Here is a 23,017-nt window from a genome sequence, read left to right on the forward strand (position 1 = left end):
GGGCTCGATCACCACCGCCGGTGCACGGTCGCCTTGCCCCCGGTCACCAGGCTCGCCGGCGGTACGTCCTCGGCGACCACCGCGCCGGCGGCGACCACCGCGTCCCGACCGATGCTGACCCCGGGCAGGACGGTGGCACCGGCCCCGATCCACACGTTCTCGGCGACGTCGATGGGCGCGTCAGACGGGCAGGTTCCAGCCCGGGCCGTCCTCCGAGCCGAGCCACACCCGCTGGCGGAGGGCGGAGACGGTGATCCCGAAGCCCTCCTGATGGGGTTCTCCGGCAGCCTGCCAGCGTCGCACCGCTCCTTCGACCGCGTCCCACAGCGGTACCGGGCCGCGCTGCACGACGGTCCAGCCGCCGTCGGGGGTGGGTGCGGTACGGGCCTGCGAGCCGGTGGACACGTCCCAGAGGATCTGTTCCGATCCCGCCCCCATGCGTTCGGCGGCGGGGGCCGCGAGCTGGGCGACCCAACCACCGGTCCAGGTGTCGAGCACCGCCGGATCGACCAGGGTGGCACGCTCCTCACCGGGCAGCAGGGACAGGGTCGAGCGGGGCGGGCGGTCGTGCGGCCGGGCGATCATGAAGCTGGTGTAGCCGGGAAGGAACCGGCCCTTGGCTTGCCCCGGGCCGGTCACCTCCAGCACTGCGAGGGCGTTGGCGTAGCTCCAGCCGGACAGGGTCACCAGAATCCGACCGCCCGGCCGCACCTGGTGGAGCCACGGCAACGGGAGGTACCGGACGGAGCAGGTGGCGATGAGCCGGTCGTACGGCCCTCCGTCCGGGTCGCCCCGCAGTCCGTCCCCGACGATCAGGCGCGGGGCGAACCCCGCCGTCTTGAGCGCGGCTGCAGCGGCTTCGCCGACCACCGGGTCGTACTCGACGCTGGTGAGCCGGGTGTCCCCGAGGCGGTGCGCCCCGAGGGCCGTCGAGTAGCCCGTTCCCGTTCCCACCTCCAACACCCTGTCGTCGGGGGCCACGTCGAGTTGGTCCCACATGCCCAGCACCAGGGAGGGCAGGGTGGACGACGACGAGGGCGCCCCCGTCACCGTGCCCTCCGCCACGTCCCCTGGCCGGAGGGTGCCGTCGAGTTGGGTGACCAGGGTCTGATCGGCGTAGACCCCCTCCAGCCACCCCGGATCGCCCTCGCGCACCGGGCGGTAGCGGGTGGGCTCGCTCCCCGCCACCGGGAGGAAGTAGCTCCCCGCGAACAGTTCGCGGGGAACCGCCGCCGCAGCGGCCCGCCACGCCGGGTCGGCGAACGCACCGCCCTCGGCGAGCCGGTCCGCCAGGGCGGCGCGGAGCTGGGCCGACGTGCTCACGTGTCGGGGCCTCTCTGTAGTCGGTCGGCGAGGGCTTCGGCGATCGCCGCCGTGGTTTCGGCGGGCTGCCACGCCCATTGGCCGTTCGGGTTGCACTCCAGGAAGTACCAGTCGCCGGCGGCGGTCACCGCGAAGTCGAAGGCCCCGTACACCAAGCGAAACCCTTCCAGGTATGCGCCTACGGAGCGTGTGACCTCATCGGGGACGGCCATCGGCGTGCATGCCATCCGGTCCTGCCGGCGGCGCCAGTCGAGGTCTGGACTGTCGATCCGCACTCCGAACGTCTTCTCCCCGACCGCCGTCACCCGCACGTCGAAGACCTTGTCCACCCTGGCTTGGAACAGGTGGGGGCAGGCGGAGACCGCCTCGGTGATCTCCGCCGACCGTACCTCTTCGACCCAGACGGCGTGCGGTCGGCCGTTCACCCGGTACGGGGTGCTCCACAGCGGCTTGTAGACCATCGCGGTCCGGGAGTCGGCCAGGAACTCCCGCGCTTCCCGAGGATCGTTGGTGATCAATGTGTCAGGCAGGAGGAAGCCGCACCCCTGGGCGACCGACAGTTGGGCAGGTTTGAACTCGGCGCTCCGGTTGTTCCACGGATGGTTGAGGTAGTGGGCGCCGGGGAGCGAAGCGAGAATTCCGCCGGCTCCCCACCTGCACTGGTCCGCTGCGAACCGGCGGTCCTGTCCGTCTAGTTCAGACGGCCCCTCGTAGGGGGACGGTCTGCGTACCCAGACGGACCGGACTCCGCTCGTGTCGAGAACACGGCTCGTCGTACGCAGAACGCCCGGCTGAGAACCCTCGGAGTACCTGACGGTCAGCGAAGATCCGGCGTGGAAATCGGTTCCGGGGTCCAAGCGGACGACGGGGACCCGGCGTTCGGCCAGGAGCCGCAGCACGAGGTCCGCCGTCACGTCGTGGACGTTGGTCAACACCAACACCGACCCGTGCGGATCGCCCATCAGTCAGAACTCTGGTCCTGATCGTACGACTCCGCGGAGTCCGCGTCGGTGGCCCCACCCGGGGCCGCACCGTCCCCCGGCATCGTGGTGGTGGGCGTCAGGCCGTTGGTGCTGGTGCCGTGCGCTCCGAGTTCGACCGTACGTCCGCGGTCGTCCACGATCACAGCGATCTGCGTGTCCGGATCGATCACCGGGACCTGATGCGGCACCGGGACGGCATCCGCGTACGGCCCCATGCGCCCTACGCCCCAGGGTGCGAGCTTCTGCGTCATGAGTGCTGCGCCTCCAATCGTCGATCGGGAGTCCCATAGCGGCAACATCCCGATTTTAAAAGCGCTTTGGGGTCGACGCGGGCGTTCGCCTCGACGTGATGCGGGCGCCCGGGTGTACCGCCACCCACAGGGGCGCGTATCCCTCCTCCTCACGCCCCCGTGCGGCCCGGAGCGGACGGACGTGTCACCACCGCCGGTGCACGGTCGCCTTGCCCCCGGTCACCAGGCTCGCCGGCGGTACGTCCTCGGCGACCACCGCGCCGGCGGCGACCACCGCGTCCCGACCGATGCTGACCCCGGGCAGGACGGTGGCACCGGCCCCGATCCACACGTTCTCGGCGACGTCGATGGGCGCACCGGTGAGGTACAGCCGCCGTTCCTCGGGGTCGACCGGGTGGCCGCTGGTGATGAACGTGACCTTGGGGCCGATCATCACCCGCTCGGCGATCCGGATGCCGGCGTAGTCCAGGAAGGTGCAGTTCTGGTTGATGAACACGCGCTCGGCGAGGTCGAGGCGGAGGCCGTGGTCGGTGTAGAAGGGCGGGTAGATCGTGACGCGCGGCGACAGTGGCTCGCCGAGGATCTGTTCGAACAGTTCCGCCTTGCCCGCCTCGTCGTCGAAGGGCAGGACGTTAAGGCGGGAGGTGAGTTCGGTGACCCGCCGGACCCGTTCGGCCATGGCCCGGAACTCGGCACTGTGGATGCGCAGGAGACGGTCGCTGGACATGCCGCGATCCTTTCCGGTCCCCCGAGCGGACGGCAAACCGCCGTGTGGTTGCGGGTGGTTGGGGTCACGCCGCTGCCGCGGATCGAGGGCGCCTGGCACGAGCCGGGGGCGGAGCGGCCCGAGGCCGTGCGGGCGTACCTGCGTCGGTTCGTCCGCGAGGCGGTGGACGCCGGCGGGTGATCGCGAAACGCCGGCTTCGGTCCCGTCCCGACTTCTAGACTGGCGCGGCTGTTACGAAGGGATTTGAACACATGCGCCCCATCCGCTTCACCGACTTCGTCATCGACCTGGTGAAGAACCAGCCCACCGTCAGCCGGGTCCAGACCCTCGCCGAGGCCGGCGACAAGCAGCATCCACGGGGAATCGTCATCACCACCGGGACCCGTGAGGCCCGGTGGCAGTTCGTGGGGCAGCTCCCCGAGGGCGCCAAGCACGACTCCTTCGACGACGCCCCCGTCACCGGCACCCCCGCGCCCGCCAGCCCGGAGCCCCGGACCGACGACGCCCCGGAAGCCTGGTTCGCGGCGGCCCTCGCACAGGCCGAGAACCCTGAGATCGCCGGCATCGAACGCTGGTCCACTCGCGAGGGCGAGCGCGAAGGGAACCAGGGAGTCACCGTCCACTTCCAGAACGGCGCGAGGATCTTCGCCCGGCTGATGTGACGCCGTCACATCAGCCCTGGGTACGGTGCTTCTTCGTCCCCGTCATGGCTCTGAGGATTCACCACAACCGATGCCGGCGGGCAGTCGGGACGGGGTGGTGCGCGGCCTCTGTCCGGCCGGGCACCACCCGGGGCTACGCCTCCGCCGCGAAGCCCACGAACGCCCGCCAGGCGTCATGGGGCACGAACAGCGCCGGCCGAGCACGGTCCTTCGTGTCACGGACACCGGTACGGTCGGCGAGGTGGGCCACCTCGACGCAGACCCCACCCGCGTCGTTGCTGTAGGAAGAGGTGAACCACACCCCATCGGTCGCGTGGTCCGGGACAGTTATGGGCGTACTGATGGCTACTCCCACCTTCTTGCTTGTCGGTACAGGTAATCGGCGGTGTGAGCCGGTGGAAGCGCGCTCTCCCGCATCGCGTCGAAGCGCCTGATGTTGCGCTGGACCTCGCGCCAGTCGTCCGTCACGCTGATGGTCCTCGACACCTCCAGTTGCACGACGGGGTCGAGCACCTCGGAGAAGTCGAGGATGACGAAGTTGCCGTCCGTGCGGTACGTGACGACGTCGTGGGTCAGGATCTGCACCGTCACGTTGTCCAGCCGCGACAGCTCCACGATCTCCTCGTACTGCTCGCGCATGACCTCCGGGCCCGCGACCATCCGACGCACCGCCGCCTCGTCCATGATCACCCGTAGCTCCAACGGGTTGTCGGAGCGGGTGATGAGTTCCTTGCGCTCCATCCGTAGCCGGACGTTCTGCTCGATGTACTCGAACGTCGTCTCGTCGACCGGCTTGGCCAAGGAGTACAGCGCACGGGTGTACCGCTCCGACTGCAACAGGCCGAACACAAAGGTCGGATGGAAGGCCCGCATCGTACGGGCGTCCTGCTCCAACCCTCGGTATGTGGGCATCTTGGAGGGCATGAACGCCTTGTACGGCGTCCACGGCTCCTTACTCAAGGACTCCCGGTGCAGTTGGAGCAGCGTCTCGCGGTCCGCGCGCGACATGTCGATGTCGTAGAGGTCCAGCAGGGCTTCCAGGTCACCCACACGAGGGAGGTCGTTCTCTCCGATCTCCACTCGCGCCAGCTTGGTGTGCGAGAAGCCGAGGGCGCTGGCGACCTCCAGCATCGTGAGCCCCTTCTTCTCTCGGAGCTTCCTCAATTCCTTGCCCAGTTCGCGTCGCCGGAACGTCGCGCCCCGTTTCGCCGCCATCAGGCTGTCCTCTCCACCGACCGGTCTGTCGGTACTCGCCATGGCGCCTGTGGGGGCTCGTTCCGTGCCGTGCCCCTCAGTGTCGCACCCCTTGTTGGTTCTCCAGCAGACCGTGCCCCAGGTGTGGCATGTGCCAATTCGCCGAGCAGGCCGTTTGAGCTTGCACAGTAACTGCGCCGTGCCTCACCGTAGTTCAGCGAAGCCGGATTGACCATCCGAATCCATAACGAACACCCCAGTGCGCCCCTTTCCAGGGCAAAGGCCGCGCGTGACCCACGTCGAGGCCCGCTGCGGGACACCCTCACACCCTTGGCACGAGAGAAGGCACCCTCACATGCCCAGCGCCCCCACCACCGTCGAGCCCACGGCCATCAGAACGCCCGCGAGGGCCACCGCCTTCTGTTTCGAACGCACCCCGGTCCGCCCCGGTACGTATCCCGTCCCCGATGACCGGTTGTGGGTGGGACAGGTGCGGCGCATCACCGAAACCCGCCTGCGGCACTGGGGATTGGAGCGGCTGCAGGACGATGTGGGCCTGCTCATCAGCGAGTTGGTCACCAACGCCCTGCTGTACGGCAACGCCGAGGCCGTCCACATCCGCATCACCCGCACGAGGGACGGGGTGCGGTTGGCCGTGCGCAGCGGACCCGTCTGCTCCGACGAGGTGCGGGTGAACCACGCGGGCCCGGACGAGGAGCACGGGCGCGGCCTGCTGCTGGTCGCCACGCTCACCGAGTCCTGGGGCGTCGACGAGGAGGGCTGGGTGTGGTGCGCCGTTCCCGTTCCCACGACCTGAGGGCATGGCTCCGGCGACTCCGGGAGAGCCGGCGAGCCGGCGGAGCCCACCCGTCGCCGCGTGGGCGGCACGCCGCCGGACCCCGGCACGCCGCTGCCACGACCACCCCCGCGACCGCGACCGCGACGGCACGTCCGACGTTCGTCGACGACCGCGGCGACCCGTGGGCCCGCCCGTGGACGACCCCGACCCCGCCCCACGTCCACGCCCGTCACGCCCCGCTGCGCGGCGAGGACATCGCCCTGGTCCGCCCGTACGTACGGCTCGCCGTGGCCGAGGACGACACCCTGCGGCTGCGGGCGCTCGGCAGGACGGCGTGACCGGTGAGGGCCTGACGCTGCCCGTGCCCCGCGCCCGCACGGTCCGCTGCGTGCGCTGCACCCGGCGGACCACCGTCCCCCTGCCCGTCCACGTCAACGGCCGGGCCCGTGACGCCTGTCCACGGTGCGGTCCCCACCTGACCCCCGCGCCCACCTGGGACGAATCGCCCCACCCCGTCACCATCACGGCACGGGCGATACGGATACTGCGGCTCACGTGCATGGCTGTGCCGGTCACCGCGGCGACGGCGTCCCGGGCGCGCGGTGCGTCGTCCGTCCCCGCCCGGGGCGGCGGCCGGCGCGGGCCCTCCGGCTGAGCGGACCGCCCTGCCGACCAGCGGTCCACCGGCCGGGGGCCACCGGGCATCCGGCGGGTGGCGATTCCGTCAGCTTCGCCCAGCACCGCCCGACGATCGGGTCACTCCCGAACAAGTTCGAACCGGTGAGGCCACCGCAACGCCGTACGGCGCGGTGGCCTGCCGTCTGCCCGAACAGCAGGTCACCTCCCCCTTCCCCGTCCGACCGAGCACTCCTGACGGGCTTCCGCGCACGCCCGGCGAGGGCGTCAACCTGCCGGAAAACCTGATGACTTGAAGATGCATGTATCGGGTGGGGCCCGGAGCCCGCAGCTCTCTCCACTCATTGCACTCGTCGGAGGCGGATGGTGTACTCCGGGATGCGTTCGAGGGGTTGCGACCGTGCGCAAGAGCGGCACGTCCGACTCCACGCCCGTGCACGGCAACACGACGAGCGGGCAGGGGGACCGACGATCTCCAGTGGCTTGGTGTCCACCGCGCCCCGTTCCGTACGGCCCGGCTCCATCCCGTTCACCGACGAGAAGAGGCGAACCGTGAAGTTCCTGAACCGACTCGGCGACACCCTGCTCGGCAAGCTCGTACCCGAGACCGAGGCTTCCGCCGCCGCCCAGGCCAACCCGTGTACCGGTAGCTGTCCCAGGGGCGCGTGTCTGAGCAGCGCGGCGGACCCCACCGGCGTCTGCATCGCCGGCCGGATGAGCGTCCGGTGCTGCTACTGGGGCGGCAGCGCCTGCCCGGTGCGCTACTGCGGTCCCTGGTCCGAATGCGCCTGCTGAGGTCCGGTCCCCCGTACCGACCAGTGTCCCAGCGGCACGTGCACGAGCGACACGTGACATCAACGGGTCGGCCCGGCCGGCCGGATGAGCGCCCGCTGCTGCCGCCAGGGTCGCAGCGGCTGCCCGGGGCGTACGGCACCCCCGGGAAGACCTGCGACTGCTGACCGTCACCGCACCTTTGGACCGACGATTGTGGAGAACCATGAAGTTCCTGAACCGACTCGGCGATACCCTGCTCGGCAAGCTCGCGCCCGAGACCGAGGCCGCTGCCTCAGGGCCCGGAACACGGCCGTGCGAGGGGCGGTGCCCCAGCGGGGCGTGCATGAGTTCCACCCCGGAGACCACCCCCTGCAAGGACCACAAGTACAGCGCCCGCTGTTGCTACTGGGGGGGTAGTGCCTGCCCGGTGCGCTATTGCAGCGCCTGGGAGCTCTGCGGCCTCTGCTGAGCGGGCCCGCGCGCACCTGCCCCACCCGCTCGTGACGAGGAGAGCACGTGTTCCGTCTGCTGTGGCACCACTCGGTACGTCAGTGGGCCCGGTCCTTAGCCCTCCTCACCGGAATCCTGGTGGCCGTCTCGTCCTTCGTGGTCCTGACGGCCACCACCGAGTCCAGCAAGCTCACCGTCACCGGCACCATCGCCAAGAACCGCGGCGCCTACGACGTCCTCGTCCGCCCCGGGAAGGCCGTACAGGACTTGGAGAAGGCCGAGGGGCTGATCCGCCCCAACTCGCTCTCCGACATCTACGGCGGCATCACCTTCGACCAACTCGACGCCGTACGACGAGCCCCCGGCACCGACGTCGCCGCACCCCTCGCGATGCTCGGACACCAGCGGGAGCAGGGCGGGGTGTACATCGACCTCGCGGAGGTGGTTCCGAAGGGGACCCGGGGGACGTTCGACCTGGACCGGGTCTGGGAGTACGACGGCGGGCTCTCGTCCGTCGTGCAGAAGCGGCGGACCGTCTTCATTACCCCCCACCACCTGGAGGTCCGTCCCGGTGCCCTGGTGCGGGGGGAGTCGCCCGACGGGACCACACACGACATTCGGGGCAGCCGCTACTTCGAGGTGCTGCCCTCCGGGGAACGCCGCGAGGTGTGCAAGGGCGGCCTCGTGGCGGAGGAGCACGCGACCATGCTTCGCCCCGCCGTGGACTGCCTGTCCTGGTCGGGCTACACCGACCTGAAGCCCGTGGTGGGTGACGGGAAGTACGGACCTGACACGGGTCTCTACATCCAGTTCCCCAGGAGTCAGCTCATCGCGGGGATCGACCCGGAGGCCGAGGCCCGGCTCTTCGGCCTCGACGAGGCGGTGACCCAGGGCCGCTATCTGAGCCCGAAGGCTCCGACGACCCTCACGGCCCGCCCGAACGAACAGCCGACGATGTCGGTCCCGGCGCTCCGTTCCGCGCGTGGTGCGAAGGACCTCCGGCTCTCCACGGTACTCACCCCCCGGGGCGAAGACCGCCCTCTGCTGCGCAAGCGCTACGAGGTCGGCACGCTCAAGCCGCACCAACCCACCGAGAAGGCGGCCCTGGACTCCCTCTACCCCCAGCCCACCACCCCGGTCACCTACGACCGGGCCACGGACGGCACCCTGCGCCCCCGCACCGTCGAGCGTCCCGAGAACGTCGAGACCGTGCTGCCGCTCGACGGCCGGGACACCTGGTTCCGCGAACTCCGACCGCCGAGCGAGGAACAGTCCTGGGGCGTCCCGGTGCCCCGGATCGTCGGCACCTTCGACCCTGAGCGGCTCCCCGAGCACGACGCCGCCAGTCGGGTCCCGCTCGGCACCTACGGCGAGCCCGCCCTCTCCGGCGCCGACGAACACAGCCGGAAGCTGCTGGACGGCAAGGCCCTGCGCCCCGCCTCCTCCCCCACCAGCTACATCCAGCAGCCCCCGTCCACCCTCGTCTCGATCGAAACCGTCCGCTGGCTCGCCGACAACAACCACCTGTCGTACCGACAGAACCTGGCGCCGATCTCGGCCATCCGGGTCCGGGTCGCCGGGGTCACCGGAGCCGACGAGGTCTCCCGGGAACGCGTCCGCGTCACCGCCGAGGAGATCCGCGACCGCACCGGACTCCACGTCGACATCGTCCTCGGCTCCTCACCCGTCGCCCAGACCGTGGTGCTGCCCGCCGGCGAGAACGGCCGACCCGAACTCCGCCTCACCGAGTGGTGGAGCAAGAAGAACGTCGCCACCCAGATCATCAACGCCTCCGACACCAAGTCCCTGATCCTGCTGACCCTGGTCCTCGTCGTCTGCACCCTCTTCGTCGCCAACGCCTCCGCAGCCGCCGTACGCGCCCGACGCGGGGAACTCGGCCTCCTCGCCGCCGTCGGCTGGCAACGACCGCACCTCTTCACCATCGTCCTCGGCGAACTGCTCCTCCTGGGAGCCGTCGCCGGGCTGCTGGGAACGGGCGTGGCCTGGGGGGCGGGACACCTCCTCGGCATCGACGTGCCCCCGGGGCGGGCGCTCCTCGCCGTCCCCGCGGCGCTCGCCGTCGCCGCACTCAGCGGCGCCGTACCCGCCTGGCTCGCCGCCCGCGTCCACCCCGTCACCGCCCTGCGCCCCGCCGTCACCACCGGACGCCGCACCCGCACGTTCGCCGGCATCACCGGCATGGCCCTCACCGGCGCCGCCCGCGCCCGGGGCCGCACCCTCCTCGGCATCACCGCCGTCGCCACCGCCGCTGCCGCGACCCTCCTCCTGATCGCCGCCACCACCACCTTCCGAGGGACCCTCGCCGGATCACTCCTCGGCGAAACCGTCTCCCTCCAAGTCCGCACCACCGACATCGCCGCCGTGGCAACGATGATCATCCTTTCCACCATCGCCGTCGGCGACGTCATCTACCTCGGAGTGCAGGACCGCGCCGCCGAGTTCGCCCTCCTCCGCGCCGTCGGCTGGCACGAACGAACCACCACCCGACTCGTCCTCCTGGAAGGCGCATTCATCGGCCTCCTCGGCTCACTCACCGGAACGCTCCTCGGCGCCGGCGCCGCACTCTGGCTGGCACCCGACGACGCCACCGCCGCACTGCTCCCACCAGCAGCAGCCGTGATCACCGCAGGCACCGCGCTCTCCGCACTCGCCAGCCTCGTCCCCGTCCTCATCCAACGACGCCGGCCCACCGCTCGACTCCTCGCGGAAGCCGCATGACCCACCTCGTCCTCATCGCACGACTTGCCCTCGCCGGGGTGCTCCTGGTGTCCGCCGTCGCCAAGGCGCGGGCCTTCGAGGACTCCCGGACCATGCTGGACGGACTCCTGCGTCGGATCGGCCCGCGGGGGGACCGGCTGGCGCGGCCCGCGACCGTCGCACTGATCGCGGCGGAGGCGCTCACCGGGCTGGCGCTGCTCGGGCCGGGGACGACCGTACGAGTCGGGTGGGTCGCCGCGGCGGTGCTGACCGCCGGGTTCACCGTCCTCGCCGTGGTGGCCACCGTGACCCGGGCCGAGGTGTCGTGCGCCTGCTTCGGCCGTCCCGCCGCCCGGCTCGGCCCGCGACACGTCGTGCGCAACGCGCCCCTGCTGGGCCTGGCGCTGCTGGGCCTGTGGGGGGTCTGGGCGGGGACGGCGCCGTCCGGATACCCGGAGGCTCCCGCGGTCGCACTCTGCGCGGTGACGGCGGCGGTGATCACCGCGGTCACCGCCTACTTCGACGACATCGCCGACCTCGTCGTCAACCCGTAGCGGCCCGACCGGCCGGACACCACGCCCGAACGACACCGGAAGCCGCCGGAGAAGCACCGAGGAACCACTGAAGAGCCACTGAAGAGCCACGAACCCGTTTGAGACGAAAGGGCAAAGACATGGTCTACCTGTCCCTGGGACTGCTGCTCCTGGGCGCCGTCACCGCGCTCAACCTGGTGCTGATCCTCGCCGTCATCCGACGGTTGCGCCGGCACGAGGAGGAACGCAAGCAGCAGGGCGACACCTTCGAGAACATCGCGTCGGGGCCGCCGGTCGGTGAGCGGGTGCCGGAGTTCTCCGCGGTCGCGGTCGACGGGACGCGCGTCGGCTCGGATGCCCTGCGCGGTCGGGAGGCGGCGCTGACCTTCCTGTCCACCGGCTGTTCGGCCTGTGTCGCGGCCGCCCGTGACCTGCCGGAGTTCGCCCGCCGCACCGGGCTGGACGTGGACCAGATGGTGGTGGTGATCTCCGGTGAGGGGCCCCAGGCCCGGAGCATGGCGGAGACCGTGGCCGGTGTCGCCCGGGTGGTCCTGGAGGAGAGGGACGGCCCGCTGTCCGTCCTGTTCGCGGTCAAGGGCACCCCCACCAACGTGATGGTCGACGCGGACGGCACCGTCACCTACGCCGAGGCCGGCACCCACCCGGTGCTGGACCAGTTGCCGGCGTGAGCGGAGGAGGCCGCCGGGAGCCCGCCGAGGCGCACCGGCTCGGCGGGCTGCGGGGCGCGGCGGCCGGCGCGGCGGCGGCGCTGGCGCTGACCTGGCGCGCGGGTCCGGTCGCCGTGGTCTGCCAGGTGCTGCTGACCGCGGTGCAGGGGTTGCTGCCGGTCGCGGTCACCCTGCTCACCAAGTGGCTGTTCGATGCGCTCGGGGGCGGGCGGGAGGCGGGCGGCCCGTCCCCGGTGGTGCTGGCGGTGGGCATCGGTGCCGTGACGGCGTTGACGGTGGTGCTGCCCTTGGCCTCGAACTACACCGAGGCCCGGCTCAGCCGGGGCATCGTCCACCTCGCCCAACAGCGGCTGTACGGGAAGGTGAACGGGTTCGTCGGGCTGTCGCGGTTCGAGGATCCGGAGTTCCTGGACCGGCTGCGGCTGGCCCAGGAGGCGACGGGCAGTGCGCCCCAGCAGATCACCGGCGCGCTCTTCGGGTTGGTGCAGCAGTGCATCGCGGTGGTGGGGATGGTGGCGGTGCTCGCTTCCGTCTCGCCCTGGCTGACGGTGGTGACGGTCGCCGCGGCGGTGCCGGCGCTGTTGGCGCAGGTGTCGCTGACCCGGCGGCAGGCGGCGCTGCGGTGGACGATCAGCCCCCGCAACCGGCGCCAACTCTTCTACCAGTCGCTGTTGCTGAACCTGTCCGCGGTCAAGGAGGTCCGGCTGTTCGGGGCGGGCGGGTTCCTGCTCGGCCGGATGGACGCCGAGACCCGGGAGATCAACGCGGCCGAAGAGCGGTACGAGCGGAAGGAGTTGGCCCTCCAGTCGCCGCCCGCCGCGCTGGGCGCGCTGATCGCCGCGGGCGGACTGGCCTGGATGGCGCACGGTGCGGCGTCCGGGCGGTTCGGCGTGGGGGACGTGTCGGCGTACCTCGCGGCGACCGCCGGGGTGCAGGGTGCGCTGACCGCCACGATCGGCTACGTCATCGGCGGCTACCAGGGCCTGTTGTCGTTCCGCCACTACGTGGACGTGAACGCCCTCCCGTCCGACCTCCCGGTGCGGACCGACCCGGTGCCCGGGCGGCCGTTGGCGGACCGCATCGAGCTGGACGACGTGTGGTTCCGCTACCGGGAGGACGGGCCGTGGGTGCTGCGCGGGGTGAGCCTGACGATCCGGCGGGGCGAGGCGGTGGCGCTCGTCGGGCTGAACGGGGCCGGGAAGTCGACCCTGGTGAAGCTGTTGTGCCGGTTGTACGACCCGACCCGGGGCGCCATCCGCTGGGACGGCACCGACATCCGGGCGTGGGACCCGGCCGCCCTGCGGGACCGGGTGAGCGCGGTGTTCCAGGACCGGGTGGACTACGACCTGACGGCGCGGGACAACATCGGCATCGGGGACCTGGCCCATCTGCACGACCCGGACCGGATCGCCGGCGCGGCGCGCCGGGCCGGCGCCCACGGGTTCGTCGAGGAACTCCCGCGCGGCTACGGCACGCTGCTGTCCCGGACGTTCCCCGAGCCGGACGACGAGGAGAGCGGCGCGCCCTCGGCCGGGGTGGCGCTGTCCGGCGGGCAGTGGCAGCGGCTGGCGCTGGCCCGGGCGATGCTCCGCGAGGGCCGGGACCTGCTCATCCTGGACGAGCCCACCACCGGTCTGGACGCCGCCGCGGAACAGCAGTTGCACGAGCGGCTGCGGGCCTACCGGGAGGGTGCGACGAGTCTGCTGATCTCCCACCGGTTGGGCACCGCCCGTCGGGCCGACCGCATCGTGGTGCTCGCGGACGGCAGGGTCGGCGAGTGCGGCAGTCACGCCCAACTCATGGCGCTGGACGGCGAGTACGCGAGACTGTTCACCCTCCAGGCGTCCGGGTACGTCGAGCACGTCGAGGGCACCGAGAGCGCGGGGAGCACCGGGTTCCCCGAGGACACCGAGAGCGAGGAGGTGGCGGTGTGAGCGAGCCGCTGCTGGACGGGGCGAGGACGCCGTCCGAGGACGGGAAGCACCGCACGGACCACGGGGCGGGCGGCGGACCCGTGGTCGAGGTGAGCGGGTTGTGCAAGACGTACGGGTCGGGTTCCGACACCCCGGTGCGGGCCTGCGACGGGGTGGACCTGCGGATCGAGGACGGTGAGACGGTCGCCCTGACCGGCCCGTCCGGCTCGGGCAAGTCGACGCTGCTGTACCTGCTGGGCGCCCTGGAGCAGGCCGACGCGGGGACCATCGACGTGGCCGGGGAGCGGATCACCGCGCTGAAGCGGGCCGGGCTGGCCGCGTACCGGCGGCGGGTGGGGTTCGTGTTCCAGCGGTTCCACCTGCTGCCCACGCTGACGGCGCTGGACAACGTCATCGCCCCGGTGCTGCCCTACCGGGTGGACTTCGACCGGCGGGCCCGGGCCCGCGAGCTGCTGCGGTCGGTGGGCCTGGAGGGGCGGGAGGAGTTCCTGCCGTCGAAGCTGTCGGGCGGGCAGCAGCAGCGGGTGGCGGTGGCGCGGGCCCTGATCGGGGGGCCGCGGTTGATCCTCGCGGACGAGCCCACCGGCAATCTGGACTCCCGGTCCAGCGAGGAGGTCCTCGACCTGTTGACCGGGCTGCGGGAGCGGCACGGGACGACGGTGGTGACGGCGACCCACGACCCGGACGTGGTGGCCCGCTGCGACCGGGTGGTCCGGTTGCGGGACGGGAAGGTCGTATGAGGGGTGTGCGGTGGCTGTCCGGAGCGCTGCTGTGCGCGGGCGCGGCCGGGCTCGCGGCGTGGCGGGTCCGCTCGGGCTACGTGGCGGTGACGGTGCGCGGCGGGAGCATGGTGCCCACCCTGCACGACGGGGACCGGGTGCTGATCCGTCGCGGCCCGCGGGGGCTACGGCGGGACGACATCGTGGTGGTGGCGTGCCCGGCGCAGGACTCGGCGTGGCGCGGGAAGCCGCCGGTGACCGGGGAGTTGACGGCCACCGAGTGGTACATCAAGCGGGCCGTGGCACTGGCGGGCGACCCGTTCGAGGGGCGGCCGGTGCCGGCGGGCCACCTGGCGGTGGTCGGCGACGGCGTGTTCAGCGTCGACTCGCGGGAGCACGGGCCCTGCCCGGTGGACCAGGTGTTGGGGGTGGTGGTCCGTACCCTGGGGCGGGCGCACGTCCCCGTCGGCCGGGGCGCGCCACCGCACTGATCCCCCGTGCGTCCGCCGTGCGGACGTGCGTCGTCGGCGAGGAGAGACACCCGCACATGTCGACCAGACACTCCCGTTCCGCGTCCGTCGCGCTCACCGCGCTGCTGGTCGCCGGACTCACCCTCGGCTGCGAGCCGTCCGCCGAGGAGTCGGACGCCACGCCGGAGCCGCAGGTCACCGGGCTGTCGGAACCGAAGCTTCCGGAGGACGTCGACGAGGCCCGCTCGACCCGGGCCGCGAAGGAGTTCCGGAGCTGGGTGGCGGCCGAGGGCACCGCCCGGCAGCAGGAGGCGGCGGCCCGGGTGGACCGCGTCCTCGGCGACTGGGAGGGCGAGTCGGCCGAGGCGTACCTCTCCACCGACCTGGGCGGCGACGGGTCGGTGCGCGACCCGATGGGCGCGGCGAAGGCCCTGGTGACCGCGTTCGACGGGTGGAAGGACGCGCCGAACGGGATGGCGGGCACGGTGTCGGTGCACGACGTGAACGGCACCGCCCTCGTCGTCGGCACCTTCTGACCCGTTCCGTCCGGGGGCACCGCCATACTCGGGCCATGGACGACGCCCCCGAGTCGGAACTCGACGCGCTGCTGAAGACCCTGCGGGTCTGGGACCTGCCGGAACTGCCCTCCCTCGATCCGGGGGGCAGCCCGGCGGATCCCCGCGCGCTGTTCACCGAGTGGTTCGCGGACGCCGTGGCCGCCGGGCAGCCCGAGCCGCACACCATGTCCCTGGCCACGGCCGACGACCGGGGCCGGCCCGACGTCCGCACCGTGATGCTGCACGGGGTGGACGCCCGGGGCTGGCTGTTCGCCTCGCACGCCACCAGCCGCAAGGGTCGCCAGTTGGCGGCCCGCCCGGAGGCGGCACTGGGCTTCTACTGGCCGGCCCGGGCCCGTCAGGTGCGGGTGCGGGGCCCGGTCACGGTGCTGCCGGCGCGGGAGGCGCGGGCCGACCTCGCCCGGCGCACGACGGGGGCGCTGGCCGCCGCGCTCACCGGGCGCCAGAGCGAAGTGCTGTCCAGCCGGGAGGAGTTGGCCTCCGCCTCGGCGACGGCCTGGGAGCGCGCCCGCAGCGAACCGGACGCCGTGGCCCCGACCTGGACGTTGTACGCGCTCGCCGCGCGGGAGGTGGAGTTCTTCCAGGGCGACGCCCGCCGTCAGCACGTGCGGTTGCGGTACGTGCACGAGCGGGACGCCCAGGGGGACCGCTGGCGGCGCGAGTTGCTCTGGCCCTGACCGGCGCGCCCGCCGCCCGCCCTCAGCCCAGGGCGGGGTAGGGGTCCGTGGCGAGGCGGCCGTGCAGGTGCACGTCGCGGAAGGCGTCGTGCCGTTCGGCCTCGAACATCGCCCCGCGCAGGGTCCCTTCGGCGCGGAAGCCCGTCCGCTCCGCTATCCGGCAGGAGACCTCGTGCTCCGGGGCGTGGCCCAACTCCAGGCGGTGCAGCCCGCGTTCCCGGAAGGCCCAGGCGCTGGCCAGGGCGAGGGCCCGCCCCGCCACGCCCCGCCCGCGCGCCTGCGGGAGCGTCCAGTAGCCGACGATGGCCACCCGCAGCGCCGGGTTGATGTTGCTGAGGCCCATGTGGCCGAGGACCGTGCCGTCCTCCTCGTCGGTGACGCAGAACGAGGCCACCGCGCCCCGCTCGACCTGTTCCGCGCGGGCGGCGAGGGAGCGGTGGGCGTCCGCCCGGTCCCGCACCATGATCATGGGGGTGTTCCAGCGCAGGAACTCCGGGTCGGTCAGCCCGCGCAGCCAGGCGTCGACGTCCCCGGGGTCCTGCGGGTTCCAGGGGCGCAGCAGCAGGCCGGCGCCGCCCAGGGTCGGCCCGGCGGATTCGTTCTCGTTCGCCGTCGCACCGCCGGCCCCGTTCGTTCTGTCCATGCCGTCATTCAACACCCGATCCCCGTACCGCACCCACCGGGTGGGCACGGGCCCGCTCGTGATCAATTCGCAACGCATTCCGCCCTTGCCCGAGACCCATCAACTCGGGAGCTGGTTACGCTCGCTGCTCATGGCCGTCTCCTCTGACCACGACAAAGCCGCCCTGCTCCGCACGGACGACCGCCCGGTCTACGTCATCGGCGGCGGCCCCGGCGGACTCGCCACGGCGTACGCGCTGCGCGCGCGGGGCGTGCGGGCCGTGGTCCTGGAACGCACCGACCACGTCGGCGCCTCCTGGCGCGGGCACTACGACCGGCTGCGGCTGCACACCACCCGGCGCCGCTCCGCCCTGCCCGGGCTGTCGATCCCGCGCGCCTTCGGCCGCTGGGTCGCCCGCGACCACCTGGTGCGCTACCTGGAGAAGTACGCGGAGCACCACGAACTCGAAGTGGTCACCGGGGTCGAGGTGCACCGGGTGGACCGGTCCGCCGACGGCGCCGACTGGGTGCTGCGGGCCAGCGGCGGACGCGAACTCGTCGGCGCGGCCGTCGTCGTCGCCACCGGGTACAACCACACCCCGCACCTGCCCGACTGGCCCGGCGGCGCCGGGTTCACCGGCACGCTGGTGCACGCCTCCCGCTACCGCCGGCCCGACCCGTACGCGGGACAGGACGTCCTGGTGGTGGGCTCCGGCAACACCGGCGCCGAGATCGCGGTGGACCTCGCCGAGGGCGGCGCCACCCGGGTGCGGCTCGCGGTGCGCACCGTTCCGCACGTCCTGCGCCGGACCACCCTGGGGTGGCCCTCGCAGGCCAATGCGGTGGTGGCCCGTCGCCTGCCGCCCTTCGTGGTCGACCCGGTCGCCGCGCTGATGGCCCGGCTCACCCTGCCCGACCTCTCCGCGCACGGGCTGCCTCGCCCCGGCAGCGGGCTGCTCGCCCGGGCCGGGCAGGGCGCGCTGCCGATCGTCGACACCGGGTTCGTGAAGGCGGTGCGCGCCGGGCGGATCGAGGTGGTGGCCGCGGTGGAGTCGTTCGCCGGGGGCGAGGTCGTCCTCGCGGACGGCGAGCGGATCGCCCCGGAGAGCGTGATAGCCGCCACCGGGTACGAGCGCGGCCTCGCCCCGCTGGTGGGGCACCTCGGAGTGCTCGCCGCGGACGGGCGCCCGCTGGTGCACGGACGCCGGTGCGCGAAGGACGCGCCCGGCCTGTACTTCACCGGGTTCACCAACCCGATCAGCGGGATGCTCCGGGAGCTGGCGCGGGACGCCCCGCGGATAGCTGCGGCCGTGGCCCGCGGCCTCCCGGACGCCCGTGGCCCCCGGGAGGGCGGGGGCGCCGCCGGGAAGGCCCCGGAGACCGCCGGCTGAATTCCCCGTGGGCCGGAAGGGGCCGCCTGTTAGGGTGGCAGGTCCCGGACCACGGCTCCGGGACGACCTCCGCTCCGCCTCAGCGAGGAGACCAGACCCATGGCGGGTGACGACGACATCTCCGGGTGATACCCGGGGCTGACCGGCCACCGGCGGCGCATCCAGTGCGCCGGCGCCGTGGCCCGTGCAGTCGTACCCGCCGCCCCGTCTGCCGAGGGCGGGCGCCCGCCGTTCCCCGCGCACCGCGCGGCCCGGCTCCGTGCGCGCGCCGCCCGCGTCCCGTGAGGTATCCCCATGTCCGACGCCACCGTCATCTGCTCCAACCTGTCCTTCTCCTGGCCCGACGACACCCCCGTCTTCCAGGGGCTGTCCTGCACCGTGGGCACCGGCCGCACCGGTCTCGTCGCGCCCAACGGCTCCGGCAAGTCCACCCTGCTGAGGCTCGTCGCCGGTGAACTGCGACCCACCGCCGGCTCGGTGACCGTGACGGGCACCCTGGGCCACCTGCCGCAGAACCTTCCGCTCACCGCCGAACTGACCGTCGCCGAGGTGCTGGGGGTCGCCGGGATCATCCGCGCCCTGGACGCCATCGAATCCGGGGACGTCGACGAGGCGCACTTCACCACCGTGGGCGACGACTGGGACGTCGAGGAACGCACCCGCGCCCAACTGGACCGCCTCGGCCTCGGCGACCTCGCCCTCGACCGGCGCCTGGGCACCCTCAGCGGCGGTCAGATCGTCTCCCTGGGCCTCGCCGCGCAGCTGCTGAAGCGCCCCGACGTGCTCCTCCTCGACGAACCCACCAACAACCTCGACGCCGAGGCCCGCCACCGGCTCCACGAGGTGCTGGCCGACTGGTCCGGCACCCTGCTGCTGGTCAGCCACGACCGGGCCCTGCTCGACCGGATGGACCGCATCGCCGAACTCGACCGCGGGGAACTCCGCCTGTACGGCGGCAACTTCACCGCGTACGAGACCGCGGTGCAGGCCGAACGCGAGGTCGCCGAGAAGAACCTGCGCAACGCTGAGCAGGAACTCAAGCGCGAGAAGCGGGAGTTGCAGCAGGCTCGGGAACGCGCCGAACGGCGGATGAGCAACGCGGCCCGCAACCTCAAGAGCGCCGGCCTCCCCCGCATCTTCGCCGGGAACATGAAGCGCGGCGCCCAGGAGGCGGCCGGCCGGGCCGGCCAGACCCACGCCGCCCGGGTCAGCGAGGCCCAGACCCGTCTCGACGAAGCGGGCCGCGCCCTGCGCGAGGACCAACGCCTCTCCCTGGACCTGCCGGACACCCGGGTCCCGGCCGGCCGCACCCTGTTCCTCGGCACCGGGCTGCGGGTCCGCTACGACCAGCGGCCGCTGTTCGCCGGCGACGGCGTCGACCTCACCGTCCGCGGCCCCGAACGCATCGCCCTCACCGGGCCCAACGGGGCGGGCAAGACCACCCTGCTGCGGATGCTCCACGGCGACCTCGCACCCCAGCAGGGCACCGTGCAGCGCGCGGACGGACGGATCGCCTACCTCTCCCAGCGGCTGGACCTGCTCGACCCGCGGCGCACCGTCGCCGAGAACTTCGCGGCGGCCGCCCCCCGGCGCCCGCCGGCCGAGCGGATGAACCTGCTCGCCCGGTTCCTGTTCCGGGGCGAGAGGGCCCACCTGCCGGTCGGCGTGCTCTCCGGCGGCGAACTGCTGCGCGCCACCCTCGCCTGCGTGCTGTGCGCCGAACCCGCCCCGCACCTGCTGCTGTTGGACGAGCCCACCAACAACCTGGACCTGGTGAGCACCGAACAGCTGGAGGGCGCCCTCGCCTCCTACCAGGGGGCGTTCGTGGTGATCAGCCACGACGAACGGTTCCTCGCCCGGATCGGGGTCGACCGCTGGCTACGGCTCGCCGACGGCGAACTCACGGAGACGGGCGCCCCGGAGTAGCCCCCCGTCCGCCGGGACCCCGACCCGGGGTCCCGGCCCGGGGCCGAGGAAATGCGGATGCCCCCGCCGGGGCCGGCCCCTACACTCGGTCCCTATGTGTGGCATCTCCTGCTCGGCCGCGGCCTGCTGCTGCGGTGCCGGCCTCGCCGTGACCCGTCCCCGCCGCTCCTAGCGGCGGCCCCTCCCCACCGACCCCGCGCCGATCCGTCCCGCAGCCCCCGCGCGCCCGCCCCCGGGCCCGCCGACGAGGGGCCCGCAGCCACGGTCCGCGCCACGGCCGGTCCCGAGACCTACCGCCGCTTCGCGCGCCCCCCGCCGAGCGGCCGTCCGTGCTGCCCGGCTCCCGTCGAAGCCGTGGAGCTCCACCCGTGCACCAGCACCACCGATCCGCCCGTCCCGCACCCGCCCGCCGGCCCGGCGGCCGGCACGAGTTGGGACAGAACTTCCTCGTCGACCGTGCGGTCGTCCGCACCGTCGTCGACCTCGTCGACCGCACCGAAGGCCCGATCGTCGAGATCGGCACCGGCGACGGGGCGCTGACCCTGCCCCTCCAGGACCTGGGGCGTCCCCTGACCGGCATCGAGATCGACCCGCTCCGGATCGCGCGGCTGCGCCGCCGGACCCGGCCGGGCACCCGGCTCGTCCACGCCGACTTCCTGCGCCACCGCACCCCCGCCGTTCCGCACGTCCTGGTCGGCAACCTCCCCTTCCACGCCACCACCCCGATGCTGCGCCGCATCCTGGGCTCCGCCCACTGGACCGATGCGGTGCTCCTGGTGCAGTGGGAGGTCGCCCGGCGGCGGGCCGGGGTCGGCGGAGCCACCATGCTCACCGCGCAGTGGTGGCCCTGGTACGCGTTCCGGCTGGTCCGTCGGGTGCCCGCGGACGCCTTCCGGCCCCGCCCGGGCGTCGACGGCGGCCTGTTGACGGTGGCCCGCCGCCCCGCACCGCTGGTCCCGGCCGCCGACCGGGCCGCCTACCAGGACCTCGTCGGGCGGGTGTTCACCGGTCGGGGCCGGGGCATCGAGCAGATCGTGGCCGCCGCCCGCCCCGAACTGGCCCGCCGGACGGTGCGGGACTGGGCCCGCCGCAACCGGCTGGCCCCGACCACCCTGCCCAAGCAGCTCACCGACCGCCAGTGGGCCGAACTGCACCTGCTGACGGACCCACAGCGCAGCCGCTGACGCACCGGGTGGCGGTGCCCGCGGCACAGCCACCCGGCCGCCGCCTCCCTCGATCGAATTTCCGAACGGACAACTTCCTTTCGGCCAATGACCGTTACCCTGTGCGCAGCCCCACGGTCCGTCCCTCCGGGCCTTCGCACGGCACCACCCCACGTCTCCGGTTCCCGCCACCCGGCCGACCGCACCCCCGCGGCCGGTCGACCCTCGGGTTCCGGCCACCTGCTAGCCGAAGGCACCCCATGCGCCCCAGACGACTGATCACCCCTGCGATAGCCCTGGGACTCACCGCGGCCCTCGTCCCCGCGCTCCCCAGTGCCGCCGCCCCCGCGTCCCCCTCCCCCACCGGGCCGACGCTCACCTGGGGCAGCTGCGGCCCCGACCTCCCCCCGACCGTCGAGTGCTCCGTGCTCCCCGTCCCGGTGGACCACGGCGACCCCGGCAGCCGGACCGTCGAGATGGCCGTCTCCCGCATCAAGGCCGCCGACCCCGCCAAGCGCCGCGGCGTCCTGCTGTTCAACCCCGGCGGGCCGGGCGGGCCCGGGCTGTTCTACCCGCTGTGGATGGCCGAGACCCTGCCCCAGTCGGTGAAGGACCAGTACGACCTCATCGGCTTCGACCCGCGCGGCGTGGGCGCCAGCAGCCCGCTGTCCTGCAACACCACCACCCGCGAGGAGCGGCTCACCTTCCGCCCCTACCGGGACGCCACCTTCGCCAAGGACGTCGCCTGGGCCCGCGACCTCGCCGCCAAGTGCCGGGCCGCCACCCCCGACATCGCCCACTTCACCACCCGCAACACCGCCCGTGACATGGACCGCCTCCGGGCCGCCCTCGGCGAACCGCGGATCTCCTACTTCGGCCTCTCCTACGGCACCTACCTGGGCGCCGTCTACACCCAGATGTTCCCCAAGCGCGCCGACCGCTTCGTCCTGGACAGCGCCGTCGACCCCAAGCGGGTCTGGCGGGGCATGGTGCAGAACTGGGCCAAGGAGGCGGAGCCGGCGTTCCGCCGGTGGACGCAGTGGACCGCCGAACGCTCCGCGACCTACGGGGTCGGTGCCACGCCCGCCGAGGTCGGCCGACTCTTCTGGGACCTGGTCGAACGCGCCGACCGCACCCCCATCGACCTCGGCGGCCACCCGTACACCGGGGCCGAGATCCGCGACTGGATGCGCTGGGACATGTACCGTCCCGCGCTCGGCGCCGCGTTCCTGGTGAAGCTGCGGGACGCCGCCGCCGGCAAGCCCGTCGAACCCCAGCCGCCGTTCGTCCCCACCGACAACGACCTCGCCTCGTACACCGCCGTGACCTGCGGTGACGTCCGCTGGCCCACGAAGGCGGCCCGCTACCGGGCCGACAGCCGGCGCGACAGCGCCCGCTACCCGTTCTTCGGCGACTCGGTGTCCAACATCGTGCCCTGCGCCTTCTGGGAGCGGCCCGTCGAGCCCGCGACCCGGATCGACAACGCGGTGCCGGCGCTGATCGTCCAGAACGAGTGGGACTCGCAGACCCCGCCCGCCTCCGCCCGCGGACTGCACCGGGCGCTGAAGGGCTCCCGGCTGGTGTACGTCGAGGAGGGCGAGGGGCACGGCGTGTACGGGCGCGGCACCAGCAGCTGCGCCGACGCGCTCACCACCCGCTACCTGGCCACCGGCGAACTCCCGACCGGGGACGTGACCTGCACCCCCGACCCGGCCCCGGCGGCCACCGCCCGCGGCGCGGCGCCCGAGGCGGCGCCCGCACCGCTGCCCGGCCCGCGCGCCCCGTTCGGCGGACGCTGA

The 23,017-nt window shown here is 73.0% G+C and carries 24 protein-coding genes and 1 pseudogene; 17 read left to right on the forward strand and 8 right to left on the reverse strand.

Annotation, left to right across the window (positions count from 1 at the left end):
* Nucleotides 1-8: 8 nt before the first annotated feature.
* The 5 genes and pseudogenes from ABT092_RS19715 to ABT092_RS19735 all read right to left on the reverse strand — a co-directional run.
* Nucleotides 9-185, reverse strand: a pseudogene (locus ABT092_RS19715) (DapH/DapD/GlmU-related protein); the annotation flags it as partial.
* Nucleotides 181-1,323 (reverse strand): ATP-grasp peptide maturase system methyltransferase, encoded by a 1,143-nt coding sequence (gene tgmC / locus ABT092_RS19720; protein ID WP_351245525.1) that lies wholly within the window; start codon nucleotides 1,321-1,323, stop codon nucleotides 181-183. The pseudogene ABT092_RS19715 and the gene tgmC, both read right to left, overlap by 5 nt.
* Nucleotides 1,320-2,285, reverse strand: a complete 966-nt coding sequence (tgmB, locus tag ABT092_RS19725; protein ID WP_351245527.1) for an ATP-grasp ribosomal peptide maturase — start codon at nucleotides 2,283-2,285, stop codon at nucleotides 1,320-1,322. Before tgmB ends, tgmC begins: the two co-directional genes overlap by 4 nt.
* Nucleotides 2,285-2,557: a putative ATP-grasp-modified RiPP gene (tgmA, locus tag ABT092_RS19730; RefSeq protein ID WP_351245529.1), complete on the reverse strand. Its 273-nt coding sequence runs from the start codon at nucleotides 2,555-2,557 to the stop codon at nucleotides 2,285-2,287. Before tgmA ends, tgmB begins: the two co-directional genes overlap by 1 nt.
* Nucleotides 2,558-2,741: 184 nt before the next feature.
* Complete coding sequence (locus ABT092_RS19735; RefSeq protein ID WP_351245531.1) at nucleotides 2,742-3,284, reverse strand: DapH/DapD/GlmU-related protein; 543 nt, start codon at nucleotides 3,282-3,284, stop codon at nucleotides 2,742-2,744.
* A 54-nt stretch (nucleotides 3,285-3,338) separates the two neighbouring features.
* Between ABT092_RS19735 and ABT092_RS19740 the strand changes: the two genes are divergently transcribed.
* Together ABT092_RS19740 and ABT092_RS19745 are read left to right on the forward strand one after the other, a co-directional pair.
* Nucleotides 3,339-3,464 (forward strand): hypothetical protein, encoded by a 126-nt coding sequence (locus ABT092_RS19740; RefSeq protein WP_351245533.1) that lies wholly within the window; start codon nucleotides 3,339-3,341, stop codon nucleotides 3,462-3,464.
* A gap of 71 nt (nucleotides 3,465-3,535) precedes the next feature.
* The gene (locus tag ABT092_RS19745) at nucleotides 3,536-3,946 is read left to right on the forward strand and encodes a hypothetical protein (protein WP_351245535.1); all 411 of its coding nucleotides are present in this window, start codon (nucleotides 3,536-3,538) and stop codon (nucleotides 3,944-3,946) included.
* A 133-nt stretch (nucleotides 3,947-4,079) separates the two neighbouring features.
* Here ABT092_RS19745 and ABT092_RS19750 read toward each other — a convergent pair whose 3' ends face one another.
* Together ABT092_RS19750 and ABT092_RS19755 are read right to left on the reverse strand one after the other, a co-directional pair.
* Nucleotides 4,080-4,247, reverse strand: a complete 168-nt coding sequence (locus ABT092_RS19750) for a DUF397 domain-containing protein (RefSeq protein ID WP_351245537.1) — start codon at nucleotides 4,245-4,247, stop codon at nucleotides 4,080-4,082.
* Between the two features lie 44 nt (nucleotides 4,248-4,291).
* On the reverse strand, nucleotides 4,292-5,161 hold the full coding sequence (locus ABT092_RS19755; protein ID WP_351245539.1) for a helix-turn-helix domain-containing protein: 870 nt from the start codon (nucleotides 5,159-5,161) through the stop codon (nucleotides 4,292-4,294).
* A 334-nt stretch (nucleotides 5,162-5,495) separates the two neighbouring features.
* Here ABT092_RS19755 and ABT092_RS19760 point away from each other — a divergent pair, with 334 nt between their 5' ends.
* The 11 genes from ABT092_RS19760 to ABT092_RS19810 all read left to right on the forward strand — a co-directional run bounded on the left by ABT092_RS19760 (nucleotide 5,496) and on the right by ABT092_RS19810 (nucleotide 16,117).
* Nucleotides 5,496-5,957 carry an ATP-binding protein gene (locus tag ABT092_RS19760; protein ID WP_351245541.1) on the forward strand — a complete coding sequence of 154 codons (462 nt, stop codon included), beginning with the start codon at nucleotides 5,496-5,498 and terminating at the stop codon, nucleotides 5,955-5,957.
* On the forward strand, nucleotides 5,930-6,277 hold the full coding sequence (locus ABT092_RS19765; RefSeq protein ID WP_351245543.1) for a hypothetical protein: 348 nt from the start codon (nucleotides 5,930-5,932) through the stop codon (nucleotides 6,275-6,277). The genes ABT092_RS19760 and ABT092_RS19765 overlap by 28 nt, the downstream gene beginning before the upstream one ends.
* Nucleotides 6,278-7,061: 784 nt before the next feature.
* Nucleotides 7,062-7,370 (forward strand): hypothetical protein, encoded by a 309-nt coding sequence (locus ABT092_RS19770; RefSeq protein ID WP_351245545.1) that lies wholly within the window; start codon nucleotides 7,062-7,064, stop codon nucleotides 7,368-7,370.
* A 495-nt stretch (nucleotides 7,371-7,865) separates the two neighbouring features.
* Nucleotides 7,866-10,538 carry an FtsX-like permease family protein gene (locus ABT092_RS19775; protein ID WP_351245547.1) on the forward strand — a complete coding sequence of 891 codons (2,673 nt, stop codon included), beginning with the start codon at nucleotides 7,866-7,868 and terminating at the stop codon, nucleotides 10,536-10,538.
* Nucleotides 10,535-11,071: a MauE/DoxX family redox-associated membrane protein gene (locus tag ABT092_RS19780; RefSeq protein WP_351245549.1), complete on the forward strand. Its 537-nt coding sequence runs from the start codon at nucleotides 10,535-10,537 to the stop codon at nucleotides 11,069-11,071. Before ABT092_RS19775 ends, ABT092_RS19780 begins: the two co-directional genes overlap by 4 nt.
* Nucleotides 11,072-11,190: 119 nt before the next feature.
* Complete coding sequence (locus tag ABT092_RS19785; RefSeq protein ID WP_351245551.1) at nucleotides 11,191-11,739, forward strand: TlpA family protein disulfide reductase; 549 nt, start codon at nucleotides 11,191-11,193, stop codon at nucleotides 11,737-11,739.
* Nucleotides 11,736-13,673, forward strand: a complete 1,938-nt coding sequence (locus tag ABT092_RS19790) for an ABC transporter ATP-binding protein (protein WP_351245553.1) — start codon at nucleotides 11,736-11,738, stop codon at nucleotides 13,671-13,673. The genes ABT092_RS19785 and ABT092_RS19790 overlap by 4 nt, the downstream gene beginning before the upstream one ends.
* Nucleotides 13,670-14,413: an ABC transporter ATP-binding protein gene (locus ABT092_RS19795; protein WP_351245555.1), complete on the forward strand. Its 744-nt coding sequence runs from the start codon at nucleotides 13,670-13,672 to the stop codon at nucleotides 14,411-14,413. The genes ABT092_RS19790 and ABT092_RS19795 overlap by 4 nt, the downstream gene beginning before the upstream one ends.
* Nucleotides 14,410-14,883, forward strand: a complete 474-nt coding sequence (locus ABT092_RS19800; RefSeq protein WP_351245557.1) for a S26 family signal peptidase — start codon at nucleotides 14,410-14,412, stop codon at nucleotides 14,881-14,883. The genes ABT092_RS19795 and ABT092_RS19800 overlap by 4 nt, the downstream gene beginning before the upstream one ends.
* 56 nt (nucleotides 14,884-14,939) lie before the next feature.
* Nucleotides 14,940-15,398 carry a hypothetical protein gene (locus ABT092_RS19805; protein ID WP_351245559.1) on the forward strand — a complete coding sequence of 153 codons (459 nt, stop codon included), beginning with the start codon at nucleotides 14,940-14,942 and terminating at the stop codon, nucleotides 15,396-15,398.
* Nucleotides 15,399-15,433: 35 nt separating this feature from the next.
* A complete protein-coding gene (locus ABT092_RS19810) occupies nucleotides 15,434-16,117 on the forward strand; it encodes a pyridoxine/pyridoxamine 5'-phosphate oxidase (protein WP_351245561.1) in 684 nt (227 codons plus the stop codon).
* 22 nt (nucleotides 16,118-16,139) lie between these two features.
* Here ABT092_RS19810 and ABT092_RS19815 read toward each other — a convergent pair whose 3' ends face one another.
* A complete protein-coding gene (locus ABT092_RS19815; RefSeq protein ID WP_351245563.1) occupies nucleotides 16,140-16,760 on the reverse strand; it encodes a GNAT family N-acetyltransferase in 621 nt (206 codons plus the stop codon).
* A 130-nt stretch (nucleotides 16,761-16,890) separates the two neighbouring features.
* Between ABT092_RS19815 and ABT092_RS19820 the strand changes: the two genes are divergently transcribed.
* From ABT092_RS19820 to ABT092_RS19835, 4 genes are all read left to right on the forward strand, one after another.
* Complete coding sequence (locus tag ABT092_RS19820; RefSeq protein ID WP_351245565.1) at nucleotides 16,891-18,129, forward strand: flavin-containing monooxygenase; 1,239 nt, start codon at nucleotides 16,891-16,893, stop codon at nucleotides 18,127-18,129.
* A 294-nt stretch (nucleotides 18,130-18,423) separates the two neighbouring features.
* The gene (abc-f, locus tag ABT092_RS19825) at nucleotides 18,424-20,055 is read left to right on the forward strand and encodes a ribosomal protection-like ABC-F family protein (RefSeq protein ID WP_351245567.1); all 1,632 of its coding nucleotides are present in this window, start codon (nucleotides 18,424-18,426) and stop codon (nucleotides 20,053-20,055) included.
* A 368-nt stretch (nucleotides 20,056-20,423) separates the two neighbouring features.
* Entirely contained in the window at nucleotides 20,424-21,239 is an 816-nt protein-coding gene (gene erm / locus ABT092_RS19830) for a 23S ribosomal RNA methyltransferase Erm (protein WP_351245569.1), read from the forward strand.
* A gap of 239 nt (nucleotides 21,240-21,478) precedes the next feature.
* Complete coding sequence (locus ABT092_RS19835; RefSeq protein WP_351245571.1) at nucleotides 21,479-23,017, forward strand: alpha/beta hydrolase; 1,539 nt, start codon at nucleotides 21,479-21,481, stop codon at nucleotides 23,015-23,017.

The organism is Streptomyces sp. NPDC002490, from assembly GCF_040296045.1.
Lineage (GTDB): Bacteria > Actinomycetota > Actinomycetes > Streptomycetales > Streptomycetaceae > Streptomyces.

Bases quoted from the DNA above. Each gene is read 5' to 3' on its own strand.
- tgmB (WP_351245527.1), bottom strand. From the start codon at position 2,285: ATGGGCGATCCGCACGGGTCGGTGTTGGTGTTGACCAACGTCCACGAC.
- tgmA (WP_351245529.1), bottom strand. From the start codon at position 2,557: ATGACGCAGAAGCTCGCACCCTGGGGCGTAGGGCGCATGGGGCCGTAC.
- ABT092_RS19735 (WP_351245531.1), bottom strand. From the start codon at position 3,284: ATGTCCAGCGACCGTCTCCTGCGCATCCACAGTGCCGAGTTCCGGGCC.
- ABT092_RS19745 (WP_351245535.1), top strand. From the start codon at position 3,536: ATGCGCCCCATCCGCTTCACCGACTTCGTCATCGACCTGGTGAAGAAC.
- ABT092_RS19755 (WP_351245539.1), bottom strand. From the start codon at position 5,161: ATGGCGGCGAAACGGGGCGCGACGTTCCGGCGACGCGAACTGGGCAAG.
- ABT092_RS19760 (WP_351245541.1), top strand. From the start codon at position 5,496: ATGCCCAGCGCCCCCACCACCGTCGAGCCCACGGCCATCAGAACGCCC.
- ABT092_RS19780 (WP_351245549.1), top strand. From the start codon at position 10,535: ATGACCCACCTCGTCCTCATCGCACGACTTGCCCTCGCCGGGGTGCTC.
- ABT092_RS19785 (WP_351245551.1), top strand. From the start codon at position 11,191: ATGGTCTACCTGTCCCTGGGACTGCTGCTCCTGGGCGCCGTCACCGCG.
- ABT092_RS19800 (WP_351245557.1), top strand. From the start codon at position 14,410: ATGAGGGGTGTGCGGTGGCTGTCCGGAGCGCTGCTGTGCGCGGGCGCG.
- ABT092_RS19805 (WP_351245559.1), top strand. From the start codon at position 14,940: ATGTCGACCAGACACTCCCGTTCCGCGTCCGTCGCGCTCACCGCGCTG.
- ABT092_RS19810 (WP_351245561.1), top strand. From the start codon at position 15,434: ATGGACGACGCCCCCGAGTCGGAACTCGACGCGCTGCTGAAGACCCTG.
- ABT092_RS19815 (WP_351245563.1), bottom strand. From the start codon at position 16,760: ATGGACAGAACGAACGGGGCCGGCGGTGCGACGGCGAACGAGAACGAA.
- ABT092_RS19820 (WP_351245565.1), top strand. From the start codon at position 16,891: ATGGCCGTCTCCTCTGACCACGACAAAGCCGCCCTGCTCCGCACGGAC.
- abc-f (WP_351245567.1), top strand. From the start codon at position 18,424: ATGTCCGACGCCACCGTCATCTGCTCCAACCTGTCCTTCTCCTGGCCC.
- ABT092_RS19835 (WP_351245571.1), top strand. From the start codon at position 21,479: ATGCGCCCCAGACGACTGATCACCCCTGCGATAGCCCTGGGACTCACC.